Annotated in this window: 18 protein-coding genes, 1 tRNA gene and 1 riboswitch; of the genes, 14 read left to right on the top strand and 5 right to left on the bottom strand. The window is 61.4% G+C overall.

Annotated elements, in window-relative coordinates; translation table 11 throughout:
* Positions 1–151: 151 nt before the first annotated feature.
* Together Y707_RS31840 and Y707_RS33065 are read left to right on the top strand one after the other, a co-directional pair.
* The gene (locus Y707_RS31840) at positions 152–418 is read left to right on the top strand and encodes a hypothetical protein (RefSeq protein ID WP_026536597.1); all 267 of its coding nucleotides are present in this window, start codon (positions 152–154) and stop codon (positions 416–418) included.
* A gap of 27 nt (positions 419–445) precedes the next feature.
* The gene (locus tag Y707_RS33065) at positions 446–1,384 is read left to right on the top strand and encodes a hypothetical protein (RefSeq protein ID WP_253905298.1); all 939 of its coding nucleotides are present in this window, start codon (positions 446–448) and stop codon (positions 1,382–1,384) included.
* A 60-nt stretch (positions 1,385–1,444) separates the two neighbouring features.
* Here the strand turns inward: Y707_RS33065 and Y707_RS0121725 are convergent.
* The 3 genes from Y707_RS0121725 to Y707_RS0121735 form a co-directional block, all read right to left on the bottom strand.
* Positions 1,445–1,515 (bottom strand) — tRNA-Gly (locus tag Y707_RS0121725).
* 152 nt (positions 1,516–1,667) lie between these two features.
* Entirely contained in the window at positions 1,668–2,867 is a 1,200-nt protein-coding gene (locus tag Y707_RS0121730) for a cation:proton antiporter (protein ID WP_026536598.1), read from the bottom strand.
* A gap of 6 nt (positions 2,868–2,873) precedes the next feature.
* Complete coding sequence (locus Y707_RS0121735) at positions 2,874–3,356, bottom strand: cation:proton antiporter regulatory subunit (RefSeq protein WP_026536599.1); 483 nt, start codon at positions 3,354–3,356, stop codon at positions 2,874–2,876.
* 81 nt (positions 3,357–3,437) lie between these two features.
* Here Y707_RS0121735 and kynA point away from each other — a divergent pair, with 81 nt between their 5' ends.
* Together kynA and dcd are read left to right on the top strand one after the other, a co-directional pair.
* Positions 3,438–4,295: a tryptophan 2,3-dioxygenase gene (kynA, locus tag Y707_RS0121740; RefSeq protein WP_026536600.1), complete on the top strand. Its 858-nt coding sequence runs from the start codon at positions 3,438–3,440 to the stop codon at positions 4,293–4,295.
* A gap of 50 nt (positions 4,296–4,345) precedes the next feature.
* Entirely contained in the window at positions 4,346–4,921 is a 576-nt protein-coding gene (gene dcd, locus Y707_RS0121745) for a dCTP deaminase (protein WP_026536601.1), read from the top strand.
* Positions 4,922–4,968: 47 nt separating this feature from the next.
* Here dcd and Y707_RS28460 read toward each other — a convergent pair whose 3' ends face one another.
* Positions 4,969–6,351, bottom strand: a complete 1,383-nt coding sequence (locus Y707_RS28460; protein ID WP_081745085.1) for an MFS transporter — start codon at positions 6,349–6,351, stop codon at positions 4,969–4,971.
* A 207-nt stretch (positions 6,352–6,558) separates the two neighbouring features.
* On the opposite strand from Y707_RS28460, the gene Y707_RS0121755 reads away from it, so the two are divergent.
* The 9 genes from Y707_RS0121755 to Y707_RS28475 all read left to right on the top strand — a co-directional run bounded on the left by Y707_RS0121755 (position 6,559) and on the right by Y707_RS28475 (position 15,178).
* Positions 6,559–9,552: a Na+/H+ antiporter subunit A gene (locus Y707_RS0121755; RefSeq protein ID WP_026536602.1), complete on the top strand. Its 2,994-nt coding sequence runs from the start codon at positions 6,559–6,561 to the stop codon at positions 9,550–9,552.
* Complete coding sequence (locus tag Y707_RS0121760) at positions 9,549–10,028, top strand: Na(+)/H(+) antiporter subunit C (protein ID WP_026536603.1); 480 nt, start codon at positions 9,549–9,551, stop codon at positions 10,026–10,028. The genes Y707_RS0121755 and Y707_RS0121760 overlap by 4 nt, the downstream gene beginning before the upstream one ends.
* Entirely contained in the window at positions 10,028–11,638 is a 1,611-nt protein-coding gene (locus Y707_RS0121765) for a Na+/H+ antiporter subunit D (RefSeq protein WP_026536604.1), read from the top strand. The genes Y707_RS0121760 and Y707_RS0121765 overlap by 1 nt, the downstream gene beginning before the upstream one ends.
* A complete protein-coding gene (locus Y707_RS28465) occupies positions 11,635–12,231 on the top strand; it encodes a Na+/H+ antiporter subunit E (protein WP_051442300.1) in 597 nt (198 codons plus the stop codon). Before Y707_RS0121765 ends, Y707_RS28465 begins: the two co-directional genes overlap by 4 nt.
* Positions 12,228–12,488: a monovalent cation/H+ antiporter complex subunit F gene (locus tag Y707_RS0121775; RefSeq protein WP_026536605.1), complete on the top strand. Its 261-nt coding sequence runs from the start codon at positions 12,228–12,230 to the stop codon at positions 12,486–12,488. Before Y707_RS28465 ends, Y707_RS0121775 begins: the two co-directional genes overlap by 4 nt.
* Before the next feature lie 4 nt (positions 12,489–12,492).
* Positions 12,493–13,011 (top strand): monovalent cation/H(+) antiporter subunit G, encoded by a 519-nt coding sequence (mnhG, locus tag Y707_RS33605; RefSeq protein ID WP_442853323.1) that lies wholly within the window; start codon positions 12,493–12,495, stop codon positions 13,009–13,011.
* Positions 13,012–13,297: 286 nt separating this feature from the next.
* Positions 13,298–13,999: a DUF2306 domain-containing protein gene (locus Y707_RS0121785; RefSeq protein WP_026536606.1), complete on the top strand. Its 702-nt coding sequence runs from the start codon at positions 13,298–13,300 to the stop codon at positions 13,997–13,999.
* A gap of 110 nt (positions 14,000–14,109) precedes the next feature.
* Positions 14,110–14,286, top strand: a complete 177-nt coding sequence (locus tag Y707_RS31070; RefSeq protein WP_155853259.1) for a hypothetical protein — start codon at positions 14,110–14,112, stop codon at positions 14,284–14,286.
* A gap of 178 nt (positions 14,287–14,464) precedes the next feature.
* Positions 14,465–15,178 carry a DUF4386 domain-containing protein gene (locus tag Y707_RS28475; protein WP_051442301.1) on the top strand — a complete coding sequence of 238 codons (714 nt, stop codon included), beginning with the start codon at positions 14,465–14,467 and terminating at the stop codon, positions 15,176–15,178.
* A gap of 215 nt (positions 15,179–15,393) precedes the next feature.
* Here the strand turns inward: Y707_RS28475 and Y707_RS0121800 are convergent, their stop codons facing one another.
* Complete coding sequence (locus Y707_RS0121800) at positions 15,394–15,663, bottom strand: DUF4235 domain-containing protein (RefSeq protein WP_026536607.1); 270 nt, start codon at positions 15,661–15,663, stop codon at positions 15,394–15,396.
* 97 nt (positions 15,664–15,760) lie between these two features.
* Positions 15,761–15,900, top strand: a riboswitch (TPP riboswitch).
* Between the two features lie 84 nt (positions 15,901–15,984).
* On the opposite strand from Y707_RS0121800, the gene Y707_RS28480 reads away from it, so the two are divergent.
* On the top strand, positions 15,985–16,575 hold a 591-nt coding region (locus Y707_RS28480; RefSeq protein WP_081745086.1), incomplete at its 3' end, for an ECF transporter S component.

Consider the following 16,575-nt stretch of genomic DNA (forward strand, 5'->3'; position numbering starts at 1 on the left):
GGGGCACATATGGCTGGAACCGACGGCGGGGCTGGCGATGCGTCCGGTTCGGGAGACGCAGAAACGGCCGACGAGCGCCACCGGCACCGCGCCGGCGGCGACCAGCGTTCCGAAGGCCAGTAGAACTTTTAATCCATTCAAGGAGGCAGATATGAGCAAGAGTAAGGACGGGAAGTCTGAAGGCGGCCGCCACGTTGCAGGACGCGGCAAGGACAGCACCGGCGGTGACGAGGCAAAGTCGGAGGGGTTCGGCGAAAACCGGTATGACCAGCTCACTGGTCCTCAATCGGAGGATCTGGAGCATCCTCGCGGAACCGCCGAGGAAGCCGGCAACGACGTCGACAAGGATGCCCAAGCGGAGGGCGTTGAAGACCCGCGCAGTTCCGAAGTGCACGGACGTCACCCCGAACAGGGCTAGGGCATTGGACCCCGCTAGGAGGCAGAAATGAGCACCAGCTACACGCCGGGCAAAGGCACCGGCGACTCCAACGACGAGAACCGTAATCCGGACGAGGGCCGCCATACGGCAGGGGACAGCGGCACGGCCAGCGACGATACGCGGACGCAAGCTTTTGACCGTCCGGCCAGCGACGATGCGCAGACGCGCGCCTTTGATCAGCCGGCCAGCGACGATGCGCAGACGCGCGCCTTTGATCGAGGGGACGTCAGCGCGCACAAGTCCCATGATGAGGGCCGAATACAAGGCGAGCGCAATGTGGATCACTCGCACCGTCTGGACCCCGACGCGGACGAGTACGGTCGGACAACGGGGTACAGTGCAGCCGCTGCCGGCAGCGGGGTGGTTGACCATGACAGTAATCTGGCGCGGGAGAAGGAAGCCTACGGCGGTATGAAGTTTGGCTCGGCATTTTTCGGCTGGCTGGCTGCGACAGGGATGACGGTGCTGCTGGCCGCGTTGGCCGCAATCATCGCTGGAGCGATCGGTTTTGCGACGAATACCGGAGCCAGCCAAGTTGTCCAGGATCCACAGGCTGCAGGAATTTGGGGCATTGTTATTCTGTTGCTGATTCTCTTCATCGCCTACTACTGCGGCGGGTATGTCGCCGGCAGGATGGCCCGCTTCAGCGGTGCCAAACAAGGATTGGGCGTATGGCTTTGGGCCATCATCGTGGCAGTCATCCTTACCGTTATCGGCGCCATAGCAGGCACACAATTCGGTGCGCTGAGCAACTTCAACGGCGTACCGCAGATCCCCATGGATCAGGGCATTATGACGATGACGGGAATCCTCACCTTGGTGGGGCTGGTGCTGGTGACTTTGGGAGGTGCCATCCTCGGCGGTCTGGCCGGAATGAGGTACCACCGCAAGGTCGACCGCGCGGGATTCGATCCGGAATACGACCGCCGCATAGAGCGCGGCTGAACGACCGTAAAAAGCAAAATCCCCCGTCAACGGCAAAGCCGGCGGGGGATTTTTCTTACGAGCGGGCGACGGGAATCGAACCCGCGTATCGAGCTTGGGAAGCTAGCGCTCTACCATTGAGCTACGCCCGCATAGGGACTAGCCAATAATGTGGTCAATAATCCCTGCAAAACAACGATATTTACTCTACCTCAGCGATGCAGGAACTCAGAACACGCCATCAGGCGCATTTCTGCAGCAGCAGTGTGCCCGGGCAGGCAGCGTCCATACCTCTATACCAGCACTAGCCCGAGTGGGTATTCCGGTTGGCCGCCGGCGGTACCGGCCTAACCCGGCGGGGTTTCAGGAGTTGTTCTGCGAACCGGGTGATGATCGGTCCCAGTACGGCCATCAGAAGCACATACGTCGTCGCCAAGGCCGCCAGTTCGGGATCGACGGCGCCGGATGCCAAGGCCAAACCGGCGATGACGATGGAGAACTCGCCGCGGGCCACCAAGGCGGCTCCCGTCCTGGCCCGGCCCGGCCTTCCGATACCCTGACGCCGGGCGGCCCACCAGCCTGTCGCGATTTTCGTGACGGTGGTGGCGACGACCAGCACCAATGCCCAATCGAGCACCGGGGGAATCGAAGCCGGGTCGGTGTTGAGCCCGAATACGACAAAAAACATGGCCGCAAACAGGTCGCGCAGCGGCTCAAGGACGCGGGAGGCGTTCTGCGCCGTCGTGCCTGAAATGGCGATGCCCACCAGGAATGCACCGACAGCGGCCGAGACCTGCATCGCTGCCGCAATTCCGGCCACGAGCAGGGCGGCTCCGAACAGGGTCAGTAAGAAGACTTCCTGGTCTTCGCTGTCAATCACGGTGGAGAGGGCCTTGCCGTAGCGAAGGGCAACGACCAGGACAATGGTGACAACCAGCAGGGAAATCCCGACTGCCTGCAACCCGCCCGCGAAGCTGACGCCGGCGAGAACGGTGGTGAGGATCGGCAGGTAGACGGCCATGGCCAGGTCCTCGAACACCAGCAGCGACAGGATCACCGGAGTCTCCCTGTTGCCCAACCTGCCCAGATCCGTCAGCACTTTCGCGATAATGCCTGAAGAGGAAATATACGTAATGCCGCCCATGACCAGGGCGCCGACCGGTCCCCAGCCCAGCATCAGCGCGACAAATGCGCCGGGCGAAAAGTTCAGCACGATGTCGAGAATGCCGGCCATCCACGATTGGCGCATGCCTGTCACAAGTTCTTTGGCACTGTATTCCAGTCCCAACATCAACAGCAGCAGGATGACACCGATTTCGCTGGCTATCTCGCTGAATTCGGTCAGCCCGCCCAACTCGACGAAACCGCCATTGCCAAAAAACAATCCACCCAGAAGGTAGAGGGGAATGGGGGAGAGGCCTATACGGCCTGCCAATCGTCCCAGGAATCCGAGTCCAAAAAAGACGGCTCCCAGTTCAATGAGCGTTACGGTGCTATGAGTCACCAGGTCTCAACCGTGCTGAAGGATTTCGGCGGCGATGTCCAGACCATCAGCGGTCCCCACCGCCACCAGCAGATCCCCGCCCTTCAACGTGAAATCCGGGGTGGGTGAAGGCTGCACCTGACCGGCACGCATCACCGCCACCAGCGATACTCCCGATTTCGTCCGCATCCGGGTATCGCCGAGCTTGTGTCCATCGAACGGTGACCCCGGGTTGACGAGGAACTGCCGCGTGTTGACTCCAGGCAGGTCCCGATGATCTTCCCGCAGCTGTGCGATCAGCTGCGGTGATCCGAGCAGGTTGCCCAGAGTGGCTGCTTCATCTGAAGTGAGTGGGATAGAGGCCAGGCAGGCGTCGGGATCGTCACGCCGGGAGATGATCAGCTCCGTATGCCCGTCGCGCTGGCTCACGATCCCTATCCGGCGGCCGCCGCCGGTCACGATATCCTTGCGGATACCGATTCCGGGCAGGGGCGTCTCTTCGACATGCATAACCTCCACTCTAGTGCCCGTGGCCTAGGCTGGAACCGACCAATCACAGGGACCATCAGCGGCAGCGCAAAGAGGCGAGGCATGAGCACCAACAACAACACACGCAGTCTTGAGCCGGACATCGAGACCGGATTCAGCGAGCGGATGAGCTACGGCTCCTATCTCCAGCTGGACCAGCTCCTTTCGGCGCAGCAGCCGGTCAGCAGTCCGGTCCACCACGACGAGATGCTGTTCATCATCCAACACCAGACGTCCGAACTGTGGCTCAAGCTGGTCCTCCATGAGCTCCGGGCGGTGCGGGGACGGCTGCAGGCCGACGACCTCCGAATGGCAATGAAGGGCATCGCGCGGATCAAGCACATTCAGCGTACTCTTACTGAGCAATGGTCGGTGCTCGCGACGCTGACACCGTCCGAATATGCCGAATTCCGCAGTGACCTTGGCTCGTCATCAGGCTTCCAGTCGTACCAGTACCGGGCGGTTGAATTCCTGCTCGGCAACAAAAACGCAGCAATGCTCGCGGTCTTCGAGAGCGACCCGGAGGCACACCGGCTGCTGTCACAGCTGCTGCAGGAGACGAGTATTTATGACGAATTCCTCCGCCTGCTGGGCCGGCGCGGCTTTGACATTCCGGCGGCGTTGCTGGACCGCGACGTCAGCCAGGCCCACACCTGCAATGCGGAGCTGGTGCAGGTTTACCGGTACATCTACGAACACGCAAAGGAGAACTGGGACGTCTACGAAGCGTGCGAGGAGCTGGTGGATCTGGAGGACAACTTCCAACTTTGGCGGTTCCGGCACCTCAAAACGGTGGAACGGACCATCGGGATGAAGAAAGGGACCGGCGGTTCCAGCGGCGTCGGATTCCTCCAGCGCGCACTGAGCCTGACGTTCTTTCCCGAGCTGTATGCGGTGCGGACCGAAATCGGGATTCCCTAAAAACGGCAGTCCATTGTCCGCACAGAGGGACGATGCGGTATTTTTGGGTGGTGCTCATCTCCGACCGCGACATACGAACCGAAATCGACGACGACCGGATAGTTCTTGATCCGTATGATCCGGCCATGGTCCAGCCTTCAAGCGTGGATGTACGGATCGACCGCTATTTCCGGCTGTTCGATAACCACAAGTACGCGCACATCGACCCGGCCACAGACCAGCCTGAATTGACCCGGCTGGTGGAGGTCGACCAGGACGAACCCTTTATTCTGCACCCGGGCGAATTTGTCCTGGGATCGACGTATGAAACGGTCACCTTGCCCGACGACATCGCCGCACGGTTGGAGGGCAAGTCATCGCTGGGCAGGCTGGGTCTGCTGACGCATTCGACGGCCGGGTTCATCGACCCGGGCTTTTCCGGCCATGTCACCCTCGAGTTGTCCAACATGGCGACATTGCCAATCAAGCTCTGGCCCGGCTCGAAAATCGGGCAGCTCTGCTTCTTCCGGCTGACTTCGCCGTCCGAACATCCTTACGGATCGGGCCCGTACGGCAACCGCTACCAGGGCCAGCGCGGTCCGACGGCCTCCCGCTCACACTTGAATTTCCACCGCAGCAATCTCTAGCCGCCCCCGTACGGGAGCCGGATTAGCGGCTTGAGCAGGGCGCTGGTTCAGGAAACAGGTTCGACGGCGGGGGAGACCTTGGCGGGCGGCTTGACCGGAAGCAGTACCAGCAGCCCTGCGAGCAGGACCACCATGATGCCCAGAATCCCATAACGCTGGCTGCCGAAGACGTTAATGAACAGCGCAAACAGAGCCGGGGCGAGGAAGCTCACCGCCCGCCCGGTCGTGGCGTAGAGGCCAAACAGTTCTCCCGCTTCGCCGTCAGGTGCGAGCCTGGCGAGGTACGCACGCGAAGATGCCTGGGCAGGACCGACGAACAGGCAGAGCATCAGGCCGAAAACCCAGAACGTGACGACTCCCGTCCAGGTGAAACCGAAGATCCCGTAGTTGCCTGCACCGAGGATGAAGATCGCCGTGCCGGAAATCAATAGTCCAAGCAGGGACATGATGATCACCCGCTTGGGCCCGATCCTGTCGTCCAGAACGCCGCCGGCCAGGGACCCGAGGGCGGCAATAACGTTTCCGGCAATGGCGAAGATGATCACGTCCTGCAGGGCAAAGCCGAAGGTGCCCGCCGCAATGACGCCGCCAAAGGTGAACACGGCAGCCAGCCCGTCACGGAAGATGGCGCTGGCGAGAAGGAAATAGATCGTGTGCGGGCTGGTTTTGAAGATGGCCTTGATCCGCCGGAACAGCAACCGGTAGGAGGCGGCGAAGCTGATCCTTTCCTCCCGGACAGACTTGATTTCCGGAACGGCGAACAGCACCGGCAGCGCGAAGACGGCGAACCATGCTGCCGAGAACAGCGCCACCACCCGGATGTTCAGCGCTTCCTCCGTCGCGACGCCGAAGAAACCGGGTGTGACGAACCCGAACAGCACGGTGGCCAGTGCGATGATCCCGCCAAAATACCCCATCGACCAGCCGAACCCGCTGATCTTGCCGATCGTTCCGGGGGTGGAGATCTGCACCAGCATGGCGTTGTAGTTGACTCCGGCGAACTCCATGAAGACGTTTGCCGCCGCCAGCAGTACGACCGCGAGGATCAGGAATTCCGCCTGTGGAAAGACGAAGAAACACAATGCGGTCAGCACCACCACCAGTGCGCTGTTGACGCCGAGCCATAACTTCCGCCGTCCACCGGTGTCGGAACGTTGCCCGGTGATTGGTGCCATCAGCGCGACCAAAACCCCGGCGATGGCCAAACCGGCGCCGAGTACCTGGGAAACGTGATCCTCACCGCCGAACGCCTCGGTGGAGGTGAGGTAAACGGTGAACACGAACGTGGTCATCACAGCGTTGAACGCTGCCGAGCCCCAGTCCCAGGACGCCCAGGCGAGAATCTGGCCCTTGTTGCTGACCTTGGTTTTTTGCCGGACGACAGTCGTTCCTGCCGTTCGTGAGCCGGGTTCAGGCGTGAGGTCGCTCATAGCCTGAATGCTATCCGACCGCGGGATATCAGGGCATACGGGACCCACTGAGGGCCGCCGTCGACCTTTGCGTTTGTCGACCCTTGCTAGACTGAAGTCGCTGGCCCTTGACCATCCAAAGGTTGCCTGAAGGGCGTCGATGTCGCGATTTCTCGTTGGCAGAACCGCGCCCATAGTGGGTTAATCGCCAATGCTGCGGAGATCATCGTGCTGATCGTGCTTGCCACTCACTTCATCGTGGCACTGATCGCGCCCTTAGTCTTCACCAAAATCGGCCGCGCAGCGTTCTACCTGCTCGCCGCCGTTCCGGCAGGCTCCCTTATCTGGCTGATTGGCCAGTATGACGCAGTCATGAGTGGCGGTTCCGGCGCTGACTCCGGGGCCAATGGGCCGCCGACCCTCGTCATCGAATGGATTCCGGACCTCAAACTGGAGCTGGCATTCCGCCTCGATGCGCTCGCATGGATCCTGTCATTGCTGATTCTGGGTGTCGGTGCCCTGGTGCTGTTCTATTGCGCCCGGTATTTCAGGGACAACGACGCCGGCCTGGGCGCCTTTGGCTCCCAGCTGCTGGCATTCTCCGGGGTTATGTTCGGCCTGGTCATCGCGGATGATCTGATCCTGCTGTATGTCTTCTGGGAACTGACCTCCATCCTGTCGTACTTATTGATCGGCTATTCGAGGGGCCGTCTCGCCGCCCGGCGCTCAGCGTTGCAGGCGCTCATCGTGACGACGTTCGGCGGTCTGGCGATGCTGGTCGGATTGGTCATGATCGGCCAGACTGCCGGGACCTACCGTATTTCCGACATTATGACCCTCGCGCCGGCACTGACCGCCGGTGGAATCGCCATCGACATTGCCATTGCACTGGTGCTGATTGGCGCCATCACCAAGTCAGCGCTGGCGCCTTTCCACTTTTGGCTGCCCGCAGCGATGGCGGCGCCGACGCCGGTGAGCGCCTATCTGCACGCCGCCGCCATGGTGAAAGCCGGTATCTATCTAGTGGCGAGGTTCGCGCCCGGTTTCGCCGAAACGGTTTTCTGGGACCCGCTGATCCTCACCCTCGGCCTGACGACCATGCTTATCGGCGGCTGGCGCGCCCTGCGCCAGACCGACCTGAAGCTGCTGCTCGCCTACGGGACAGTCAGCCAGCTCGGCTTTCTCACCCTCGTGGTGGGCATGGGGAACCGGGACGGTGCGCTTGCCGGGCTGGCTCTGCTGCTGGCACACGGTCTGTTCAAGGGCACGCTGTTCCTCGTCGTCGGAATCATTGACCATCAGACCGGCACCCGCGATATCCGCAACCTCTCCGGGCTTTTCCGCTCGGCACCGTGGCTCAGCGCGGTGTCGCTGGTGGCCGCCGCCTCCATGGCCGGGCTGCCCTTCCTTGGCGGATTCGTCGCCAAAGAATCCGTCTATGCGGCGTTCGTGCACGAGGCGACGGATCCGCTCGGCATCACGCTGCTTGCCGGCATCGTGATTGGGTCTATGCTGACCTTCGCCTACAGCGCCCGGTTTATCAGGGGCGGTTTCGGCCGCAAGGAAGGCATGGAGGACACCGACTTCACGCCCGTGACCAAGGCCTTCCTGGTGGCACCACTGGTGTTGACGGCCGGAACGATTTTGTTCGGCGTCTTTCCGGATCCGGTCAATGCCTGGATCGATCCTTACATGCAGCAATTCCGGCCCGGCGCTGCGGAGGATCCTTATCTGGCCATCTGGCACGGCTTTAACCTGCCGTTGCTGCTGAGCGTACTCACTATCGCCGTCGGCTTGCTGCTGTTCTATAAGCGCGACACCGTTTCGAGGATTCAGGACAGCCTGTACCCGGTTTTCGATACTGAGCGCGGTTACCGGAAAGTCATCGGCGTGCTGGATGAGGTTGCGGTATGGGTAACCGGCCGCACCCAGCGCGGTTCGTTGCTGTTCTACCTCTTCGTCATCCTGAGTACGGCCATCGTTATGCCGATGGGAGCATTCCTGCTTGGTAATGCGCCGCTTCTGCCCACTAAATGGCGCTGGTTCGACTCACCGGTCCAAGCCGTCGCCGGACTCGGCATTATCCTCGGTGCGCTAGCTGCCGTCCGTGCCAACAAACGGTTCCTCGCGGTGCTGATGGTCGCCGTGACCGGTTATGGGATTGCGCTGATTTTCGCTTTGCAGGGTGCACCGGATCTCGCCCTGACCCAGATGCTGATCGAAACCATGGTCCTGGTGGCCTTCGTGCTGGCGTTGCGTTCGCTGCCCGCCAAGCTGTGGCAGCGAACGCCGGCCGGCCACCGGGTGCTGCGGGCCGGAATCGGGGTGGCCTTCGGCCTGGTGATGATGTTCATTGCGATGGCGGCGATGGGCTCGCGCACCGCCGTTCCGATCTCGCTGCAGTATCCGGAATTGGCGTACGAGGTCGGTCAGGGAGCAAATATCGTCAATGTGATCCTGGTGGATATCCGGGCCTGGGACACCTATGGGGAAATCTCCGTCCTCGCCATTGCCGCCACCGGTGTTGCCAGCCTGATCTTTGTCCGCGGCCGGGGAGACCGCCGGCGCCGTGCCGACGGCGTCGAGACCGGTTCCGTGGACCGCGGGCGGGAGAACCTGGAGGAGTATGGCCGGGAAGCGGCGGCGCTGGCGCTGGCCCGGAAGTTCTCCAATGTGCAGCGGGATGCCTGGCTGGTGGCCGGCCGGACCCTGGCTCCGGAACGACGTTCCATTATCTTCGAGGTCATTACCCGGCTGCTGTTCCACAGTGTGGTGATTTTCTCCATTTACCTGCTGCTCGCCGGGCACAACAGCCCTGGCGGCGGATTTGCGGGCGGTTTGATGGCCGGACTGGCCTTGGCCATCCGCTATCTGGCCGGCGGCCGGTTCGAACTCGCCGAGGCGACGCCGGTCAGCGCGGGACTGCTGCTGGGCCTGGGCTTGGGCATTGCTTCTCTGGCTGCCCTGGTGCCGGCACTGTTGGGTGGCGAGGTGTTCCAGAGCTTCGTTTTCGAAGCGACCTTGCCGGTGTTCGGCGAGATCAAGTTCGTCACTTCCACCATTTTCGACATCGGGGTGTACCTCGTCGTCGTCGGGCTGGTCCTGGACGTTCTGCGCAGCCTCGGTTCCGAAATTGACGAACGCACCGAAAACGGTTCCGACGACGGCGGGGAATCACAGCGCGACGCTGACCGGGCCAGCGGACGGGCGGTGTCCAGGTGAGCGTGAACTTTACCCTGCTGATCGTCATGGGAGCACTGTTTGCCACCGGCATCTACCTGCTCCTGGAACGAAGCCTGACCCGGGTCCTGCTCGGCATTATCCTGCTGGCCAACGGCGTCAATATTCTGCTGCTGAACACCGGTGGGTTTGCCGGTCCGGCTCCGTTGTACGAGGAGAACATACCGGCCGACGCATATAACGATCCACTGCCGCAGGCGATGATACTGACTTCGATCGTGATCTCTTTTGCCATCACCGCGTTCCTGCTCGGCATTATTTACCGCTCCTGGGTCATTGGCCGGCAGGACGAGGTCCAGGACGACATTGAAGACCGCAGGGTGGCAAGCCAAGGCAGTTACGTCGCCGAGGACGACGCCGACGTTCCGCTGGAGACCTCCGAGTTCAGCGGTCCCGACAATCTGGACGAGAAGGAAGAAACCCCCGGGAACAGGAATCCGAAGGAGTCCGGTCGATGATCAATATCACCAGTCTGGCCCCTCTTGCGGTGGTCCTGCCGTTCCTTGGCGCGGCGATCACCTTTGTCCTCATCCGTCATCCACGGGCACAAAGGGCAGTGAGCATCACCCTGCTCAGCGTGACGATCAGTCTGGAAGTCGTCCTGCTCGCCTTGATCTGGGGCTCGGGGCCGCAATCGGTGAATCTCGGCGGCTGGCTGCCTCCGTGGGGCATCGTGATGGTGGTGGACCAGTTCTCGTCCCTGATGCTGGTGGTTTCCTCGGCGGTCAGCCTGGCCGTGCTCATCTACGCCACCGGTCAGGGTGTTGCTGACCGGGACGAAGACGGTCCGGTCTCTATATTCCATCCGACGTATTTGATTCTGGTCGCCGGTGTCTCGAACGCGTTCCTCTCCGGCGACTTGTTCAACCTCTACGTCGGTTTCGAGATTCTGTTGACGGCAAGCTACGTGCTGATGACCCTCGGCGGCACCGGCCCCCGGATCCGCGCTGGGGTGACATACGCCGTCGTCAGCGTTGTTTCCTCGTTGCTGTTCCTGATAGCAATCGCGATGATCTACGGCGCCACCGGCACGGTCAATATGGCGGATTTGTCCATCAAACTCGCGGAGCTGGATCCCGGAACGCAGAACATGCTGCACCTGATGCTGCTGGTGGCGTTCGGTATTAAAGCGGCTGTGTTCCCACTGTCGTTCTGGCTCCCGGACAGTTATCCGACCGCCCCCGCACCGGTCACCGCAGTGTTTGCCGGTCTGCTGACGAAGGTCGGCGTCTACGCGATCGTCCGCACCGAAACGCTGTTGTTCCCGGGGGACCGGCTGAACGGACTACTCATGGTGGCAGCTGCGCTGACCATGATTGTCGGGATCCTCGGTGCGCTGGCGCAGACCGATATCAAACGTATGTTGTCCTTCACCCTGGTCAGCCATATCGGCTTCATGATGTTCGGACTTGCCGTCTCGACGGTTGTGGGACTTGGCGCCACGGTTTACTACGTCGTCCACCACATCACCATTCAGACAAGCCTCTTCCTGGTCGCCGGCTTGATTGAACGGCGCGGCGGTACGGCATCGATTGACAGATTGGGCGGGCTGGCGAGACTGTCGCCGCTGTTGGGAGTGTTGTACCTGGTGCCGGCCCTGAACCTGGGCGGCATCCCGCCGTTCTCCGGCTTCCTCGGAAAACTCGGGCTGCTGCAGGCCGGCATCGAACTGGGCACGCCACTCGCCTACGTACTGGTGGTCAGCGCGGTGTTGGTTTCGTTGCTGACACTGCTCGCTATGGTGCGCGTGTGGAACAGGGCATTCTGGCGGCGGCCGGAGGACGCGGAGTACCCGGATCCGGTGCTGCTGGCGGTAAAAAATGACGGCTCCGCCGTCCGCACGTCGGCAGACGTCTCCGGGGACGGCAACGGACGCCCATCCAGCAAGGAAGAAATTCCGCTGTTGCCGGGTGCCATGGTGGGAGCGACCATCGGCCTGGTTGCCATGGGCGTGGCCCTTACCGTGTTCGCGGGTCCCTTGTTTGAACTGAGCGACGCCGCCGCCCGGGGAATGCTCGAACGTGTGCCCTACATCGAGGCAGTACTGGGAGAGGGGGCAGCAGGATGAAGCATCCCAGGGTTTCACTGCGGCAGGAACTGCCCCTGGTTATCTGGCTGGTGCTGATCTGGGGGGCACTTTGGAGAGACTTCAGCGTGGGCAATCTCCTCTTCGGAGCGCTCATTGCCCTGGCCATCACGCAATTGTTCTACCTGCCGCCCGTTGAACTGAGCGGCCGTTTCAACATCCTGCATGGCATTTCCTTCACCGGAATCTTCCTGCTGCAACTGGTCAAAGCCAGCTTCGAGGTCTTCTATCTTGCGGTCGCGCAAGGCCCGCGGTTGAACAATTCGGTCGTCGCGGTGCAGCTGCGGAGTTCCTCGGACCTGTTGGTCACCACCACAGGCCACGTGATTTCGCTGATACCCGGAAGTCTCGTCGTTGAGGTGGACCGTTCGACGTCGACGCTGTACCTGCACTGCATGAATGTGGGCAGCACCGAGGAAGCGGACCAAGTCCGGAACCGGGTGCGGGGCGTCGAGGTCAGACTCATCAGGGCGATGGGATCACGGGAGGAACTCGAGTTGGTCCGCCGCGAAGTGGATGGTCATACCGATACCGAATGGCCGTCAGCAACGGGCAGAAAGGAAGACCACTCATGATGCAGACTGTCCTCATCATCGTCAGCGTGCTCCTGTCCCTCGCCGCGGCCGGCACGATCTACCGGATCGCGAAGGGTCCATCGCTGCTCGACAGAGTCCTGGCCACCGACGTGCTGCTGGCGATCTTCGCAGCCGGGCTGGCCACGGATATGGCCATCAACCAGCATCTGGAGAACCTGGTGCTTATGGTTTCGCTGTCATTGATCGGCTTCATCGGATCCGTCACGGTTGCCCGTTTCGTATCGGACAAGAGGTGATGGCTTGAATACCCACGTCCTGCTCGATTCGATTGCGGCCATCTGCCTGATTGCAGGTGCAATGATGTCCCTGGCGGCAGCGATTGGCCTGATCCGGTTTCCTGATCTGCTCTCGCGCATGCACTCCGCCACCAAGCCACAGGTCCTCGGCCTGCTCCTGATGCTCATCGCCGTCGCGATTCAGCTGCGGAGCTGGGCGCTGGTTCCGGTTCTGCTGATTGCCTGGGTTTTCCAGCTCCTCACGGCGCCGGTCTCCGCGCACATGGTGGGTCGCGCCGGCTACCGGACCAAGCACCTGCGCAAGGAACTGTTGAAAGTGGACGAGTTGGACGAGGTTGTGGCGGCCGCCGCGCAGTACCGTGCTTCCGAGTACAAGGAGGCGGCCGAGGCAGGGGAAAGCGTCGAAGAAGCGGTCGGGGACCAGAGAGGCGGTCCGCTGCCCGATGACGCCGAAACTCCGGCCGCCCGGGTCGACGAACCGGAAGAGGAAGAACGCGTCCGCAGACGGCGTGAACGCGAATAAACCCCGCCGGTCCAAGTCAGGCGGGGCTCATCCGGCCAGGCTTATCAAGCCGGTTATGTATCGCGGGTTGCGACTGGTCGGCCGATGGAACCCACATCGAGTTACAAGAAACTCGCAAGGCCAAAGGAGCCGCAGGCGGACGGCCCCCGGCTTTCGACAAGGATGTATACCGTGAAACGCAACTGGTGCCATCCGACCCTATTGGTTCCGTACGTTCGCACGATACGATCGCGTACAACGTACGGAAGCAGCTACCGTGCATCCCCCTTCTTGAATGGGACAGGCCATGGCCACGGGAAACGCCCTCGCCCCCACGCCAGTCAGCCGTCGCCGGGCCCGGTGGCTCGTGCCCACCGCTTTGATCATCCTCAGTCTCGTCCCGGTGATCGCAGGGGTGGCGCGCATTGGCGATTTGGCGGGCGGTGCGGTCACAGTGGATAACGAGCGGTTCTTCGACGCTCCCATTCCCGTGCTGATTCACATTCCCACTGTCACCGTGTACCTGATGCTCGGCGCATTCCAGTTCGTTCCCTCCCTGCGCCGCGGGAAGCGCGGAAGGCAAAGCTGGCACCGCCTAGCCGGGCGCATTCTCGTCCCCACAGGCCTGCTCGCCGCCCTGTCCGGCTTGTGGATGGCAGTCTTCTACGACCTCCCGCCCCTGGATGGGGTACTTCTTCTCGTTCTTCGGCTGGTCTTCGGCTCGGCTATGGTGGCGAGCCTCGTGTTGGGGTTCCTCGCGGTGCGGCGCCGGGATTATGTGAGGCACAGCCAGTGGATGTCCCGGGCCTACGCCATCGGCATCGCACAGGGAACCATCGTGGTGGTGACCATTCCCTGGATTCTCATCGTCGGCCCGGTCACTGAACTGAGCAGGGCTGTGCTCATCGGCTCATCATGGGTGCTGAGCCTGGCGGTGGCCGAGTACTTTATCCACCGACGCGCACAGAAATCCGCGCGGGCGACCCGCACGTCCATCCGACCCGCTTGACCCGGTCAGGAGGGTTTCGACGAATGACGTCCCGCCAGGTAACAGCAGCGCTGATCTACTCCTAGGTTTCCCGCGGGGGCCAACGATACAAGAGACAAAGGACAGAGGCCATGGAAAACCAGACACTGATCGATGCTGGACGGCCCGACACCGGATCATACCGAACCACCGCCACGATCGTGGGCGCCATTTACATCGCGGGGATGGTGATCGGCATATCCGGAAATGTCCTCATCCTGTCCATCCTTTCAGCGGCAGCACCCAGCCGATCGAACATGTTCCGGTAGCCATGCACGAGCTCGAATTGGGAAAGGTGGGTGTTTAAACCGCCATCATCATCTGAACGCTCCAGGCATCCATGTCGGATTACCTCCGTCACCAGTGCCACCCGGACCGTCCGCCTGCGTGTGGGACGAACCAGTCTCGTGACAACCAGCACTTCTCTCGCCGATCAAGGATGAAATCATGGAATCTCAAAAACGCCTGGCACGAACCGCCGGCGCGCTTTACCTCGCAGTCGCCGTTCTCGCAGGATTCGCCATCGGCTTTGTGCGTAACAGTATTTACGTTTCCGGCGACCCGGCCGCCACCGTAGCGAACATTGCGACCAATGAGGGCCTGTTCCGGCTGGGCTTCCTGGCAGATCTGACCCAATCGACACTGATGCTGTTCATTGCAATGGCCCTCTATCTTCTGCTTCAGCAAGTTAACAAGAATGTTGCCAGGGCGATGGTTCTAATCGTTGCGATCAGCGTCGCAATACAGACACTGAACCTCGCACCATCATTGGCGGCGCTCAGGGTTGCCACCGACCCTGACTATACGGCCTCAGTCGGTGCCGAAGGTGCGGGCTCCCTCGTGATGCTAATGCTGGATCTGCAGCGGGACGGTTTCCTGATTGCCCAGGTCTTCTTCGGTCTCTGGTTGCTGCCACTTGGATACCTGGTTCTCAAATCAACCATGTTCCCCAGCGCACTGGGCGTGCTTCTGATGATCGCGTGCTTCAGCTACCTGATTCACCTGCCCTTCATGTTCCTCTGGCCCGAAGTGGGGACGATACTCACGCCAATCGTCGCCGTGCCAGCAATAGTGGCCGAGGTTTGGATGGTGTTATATCTACTGATCAAAGGTGTGCGGACGCCGCCGAAACCCATCGAGCATCCCCTCGTTGCGGCTTGACCGAATCAAAGATACCTGCACGTAGAAAAACGCGATACCGACTGTTTCCCAAACGATGCGTCCAGCCTCGGAGAGCTGCAAAGTTTGAGGCTGGATCACTGCTGGATCTCTTGGTGTTCAGCAGTGATCCAGCCAGGGGCGAGCCCGTACGGAAGCACCAGCAAATACCCTCCAGAGTCAACCGGGTGATCGTTCCCCGGCCGCCCCGGCCGGCCCTAGGCAGCGTCGACGGCGCTGGAACGCTTGCCGAACTTCTGGATGACGTGCTGCGTGCCCCGGCCGGCCGTGACCTGAATGATGGTGGCGGTGGCAGCGGTCAGGAGACCCCAGACCAGCGCTTCCTTCCATGAGTTCTCCAGATCATCCGCAGCAGTGGGCGGGTTCTTGCCGGTCTTCTTCTCCCAGCTGGCGGAGACGATCTTCTTAGCGAGGAATGTTGCACCAACGGTGACGGCGGTGCCGAGAAGTTTGAAGATGACGTTCATGGTTACTCCGATCAATCGGGCGGTTCATGCTTTGTTTCAGCCTAACTGTTCCCTGTCGGTGTATCGAGTAGCCGGCGGTGTAGACTTAGAGGTGCAATAAATACGACAGGGGAGCGCCCTGATCGCGGTGGAACGACTTGCACCGGGAACAGGAACGGCGCTGAGAGTGCGGGAAAGCCGCTGACCCTCGAACCTGATCCGGCTAGTACCGGCGAAGGGAGTCGAGTTCTCAGAGCGACCTCGGTGATGTCCGCGGATGAATGTCCCGCGGGTGTATACCGCGGATCGTTCTCCCCTCCTGAAGCACAGGAGGATTTCCAGATGGCCACTCAACACAGTGACCCACAGCAACTCACCGGCAGGAAGCCGAACACCCGTTGGCGCGTCGTCGACATCGTCGTCGCGTCGGTAATCGCCGTCGCCGTTGGCGTCGTTTTCTGGGCATGGAGCCAGGGGTATGCGGGGATTGCCATTATCACCAGTGCGTTTCCGCCGCTTGCCGGACTTTACGGTGGCGGCTGGCTCATAGCAGGCGTCCTCGGTGGGCTGCTGATCCGGAAACCGGGTGCGGCTCTCTACTGTGAATTGCTGGCAGCGGCCGTGGAAGGCCTGCTGGGTACGCACTTTGGCATGACTGTCATTATTTCCGGCTTTTTCCAGGGCCTCGGCGCCGAGCTGGTTTTCGCAGCTTTCCGCTACCGAAAATGGAATCTGCCAGTCGTGTTGCTGGCCGGGCTGGTTTCCGGAATCGCGATGGGCGTCAACGAAAACTTCCTCTATAACGTTGAATGGGCGGCGGAGTGGAAGCTGGTCTATGTTCTCTTCACCTCGATTTCCGGCGTGGTGGTGGCCGGGCTGCTGTCGTGGCTTGCCTATAAGGCTTTGCTGAAGACCGGCGTGCTGTCCGGCCTC

The organism is Arthrobacter sp. H14, from assembly GCF_000520495.1.
Classification (GTDB): Bacteria; Actinomycetota; Actinomycetes; order Actinomycetales; family Micrococcaceae; genus Arthrobacter_C.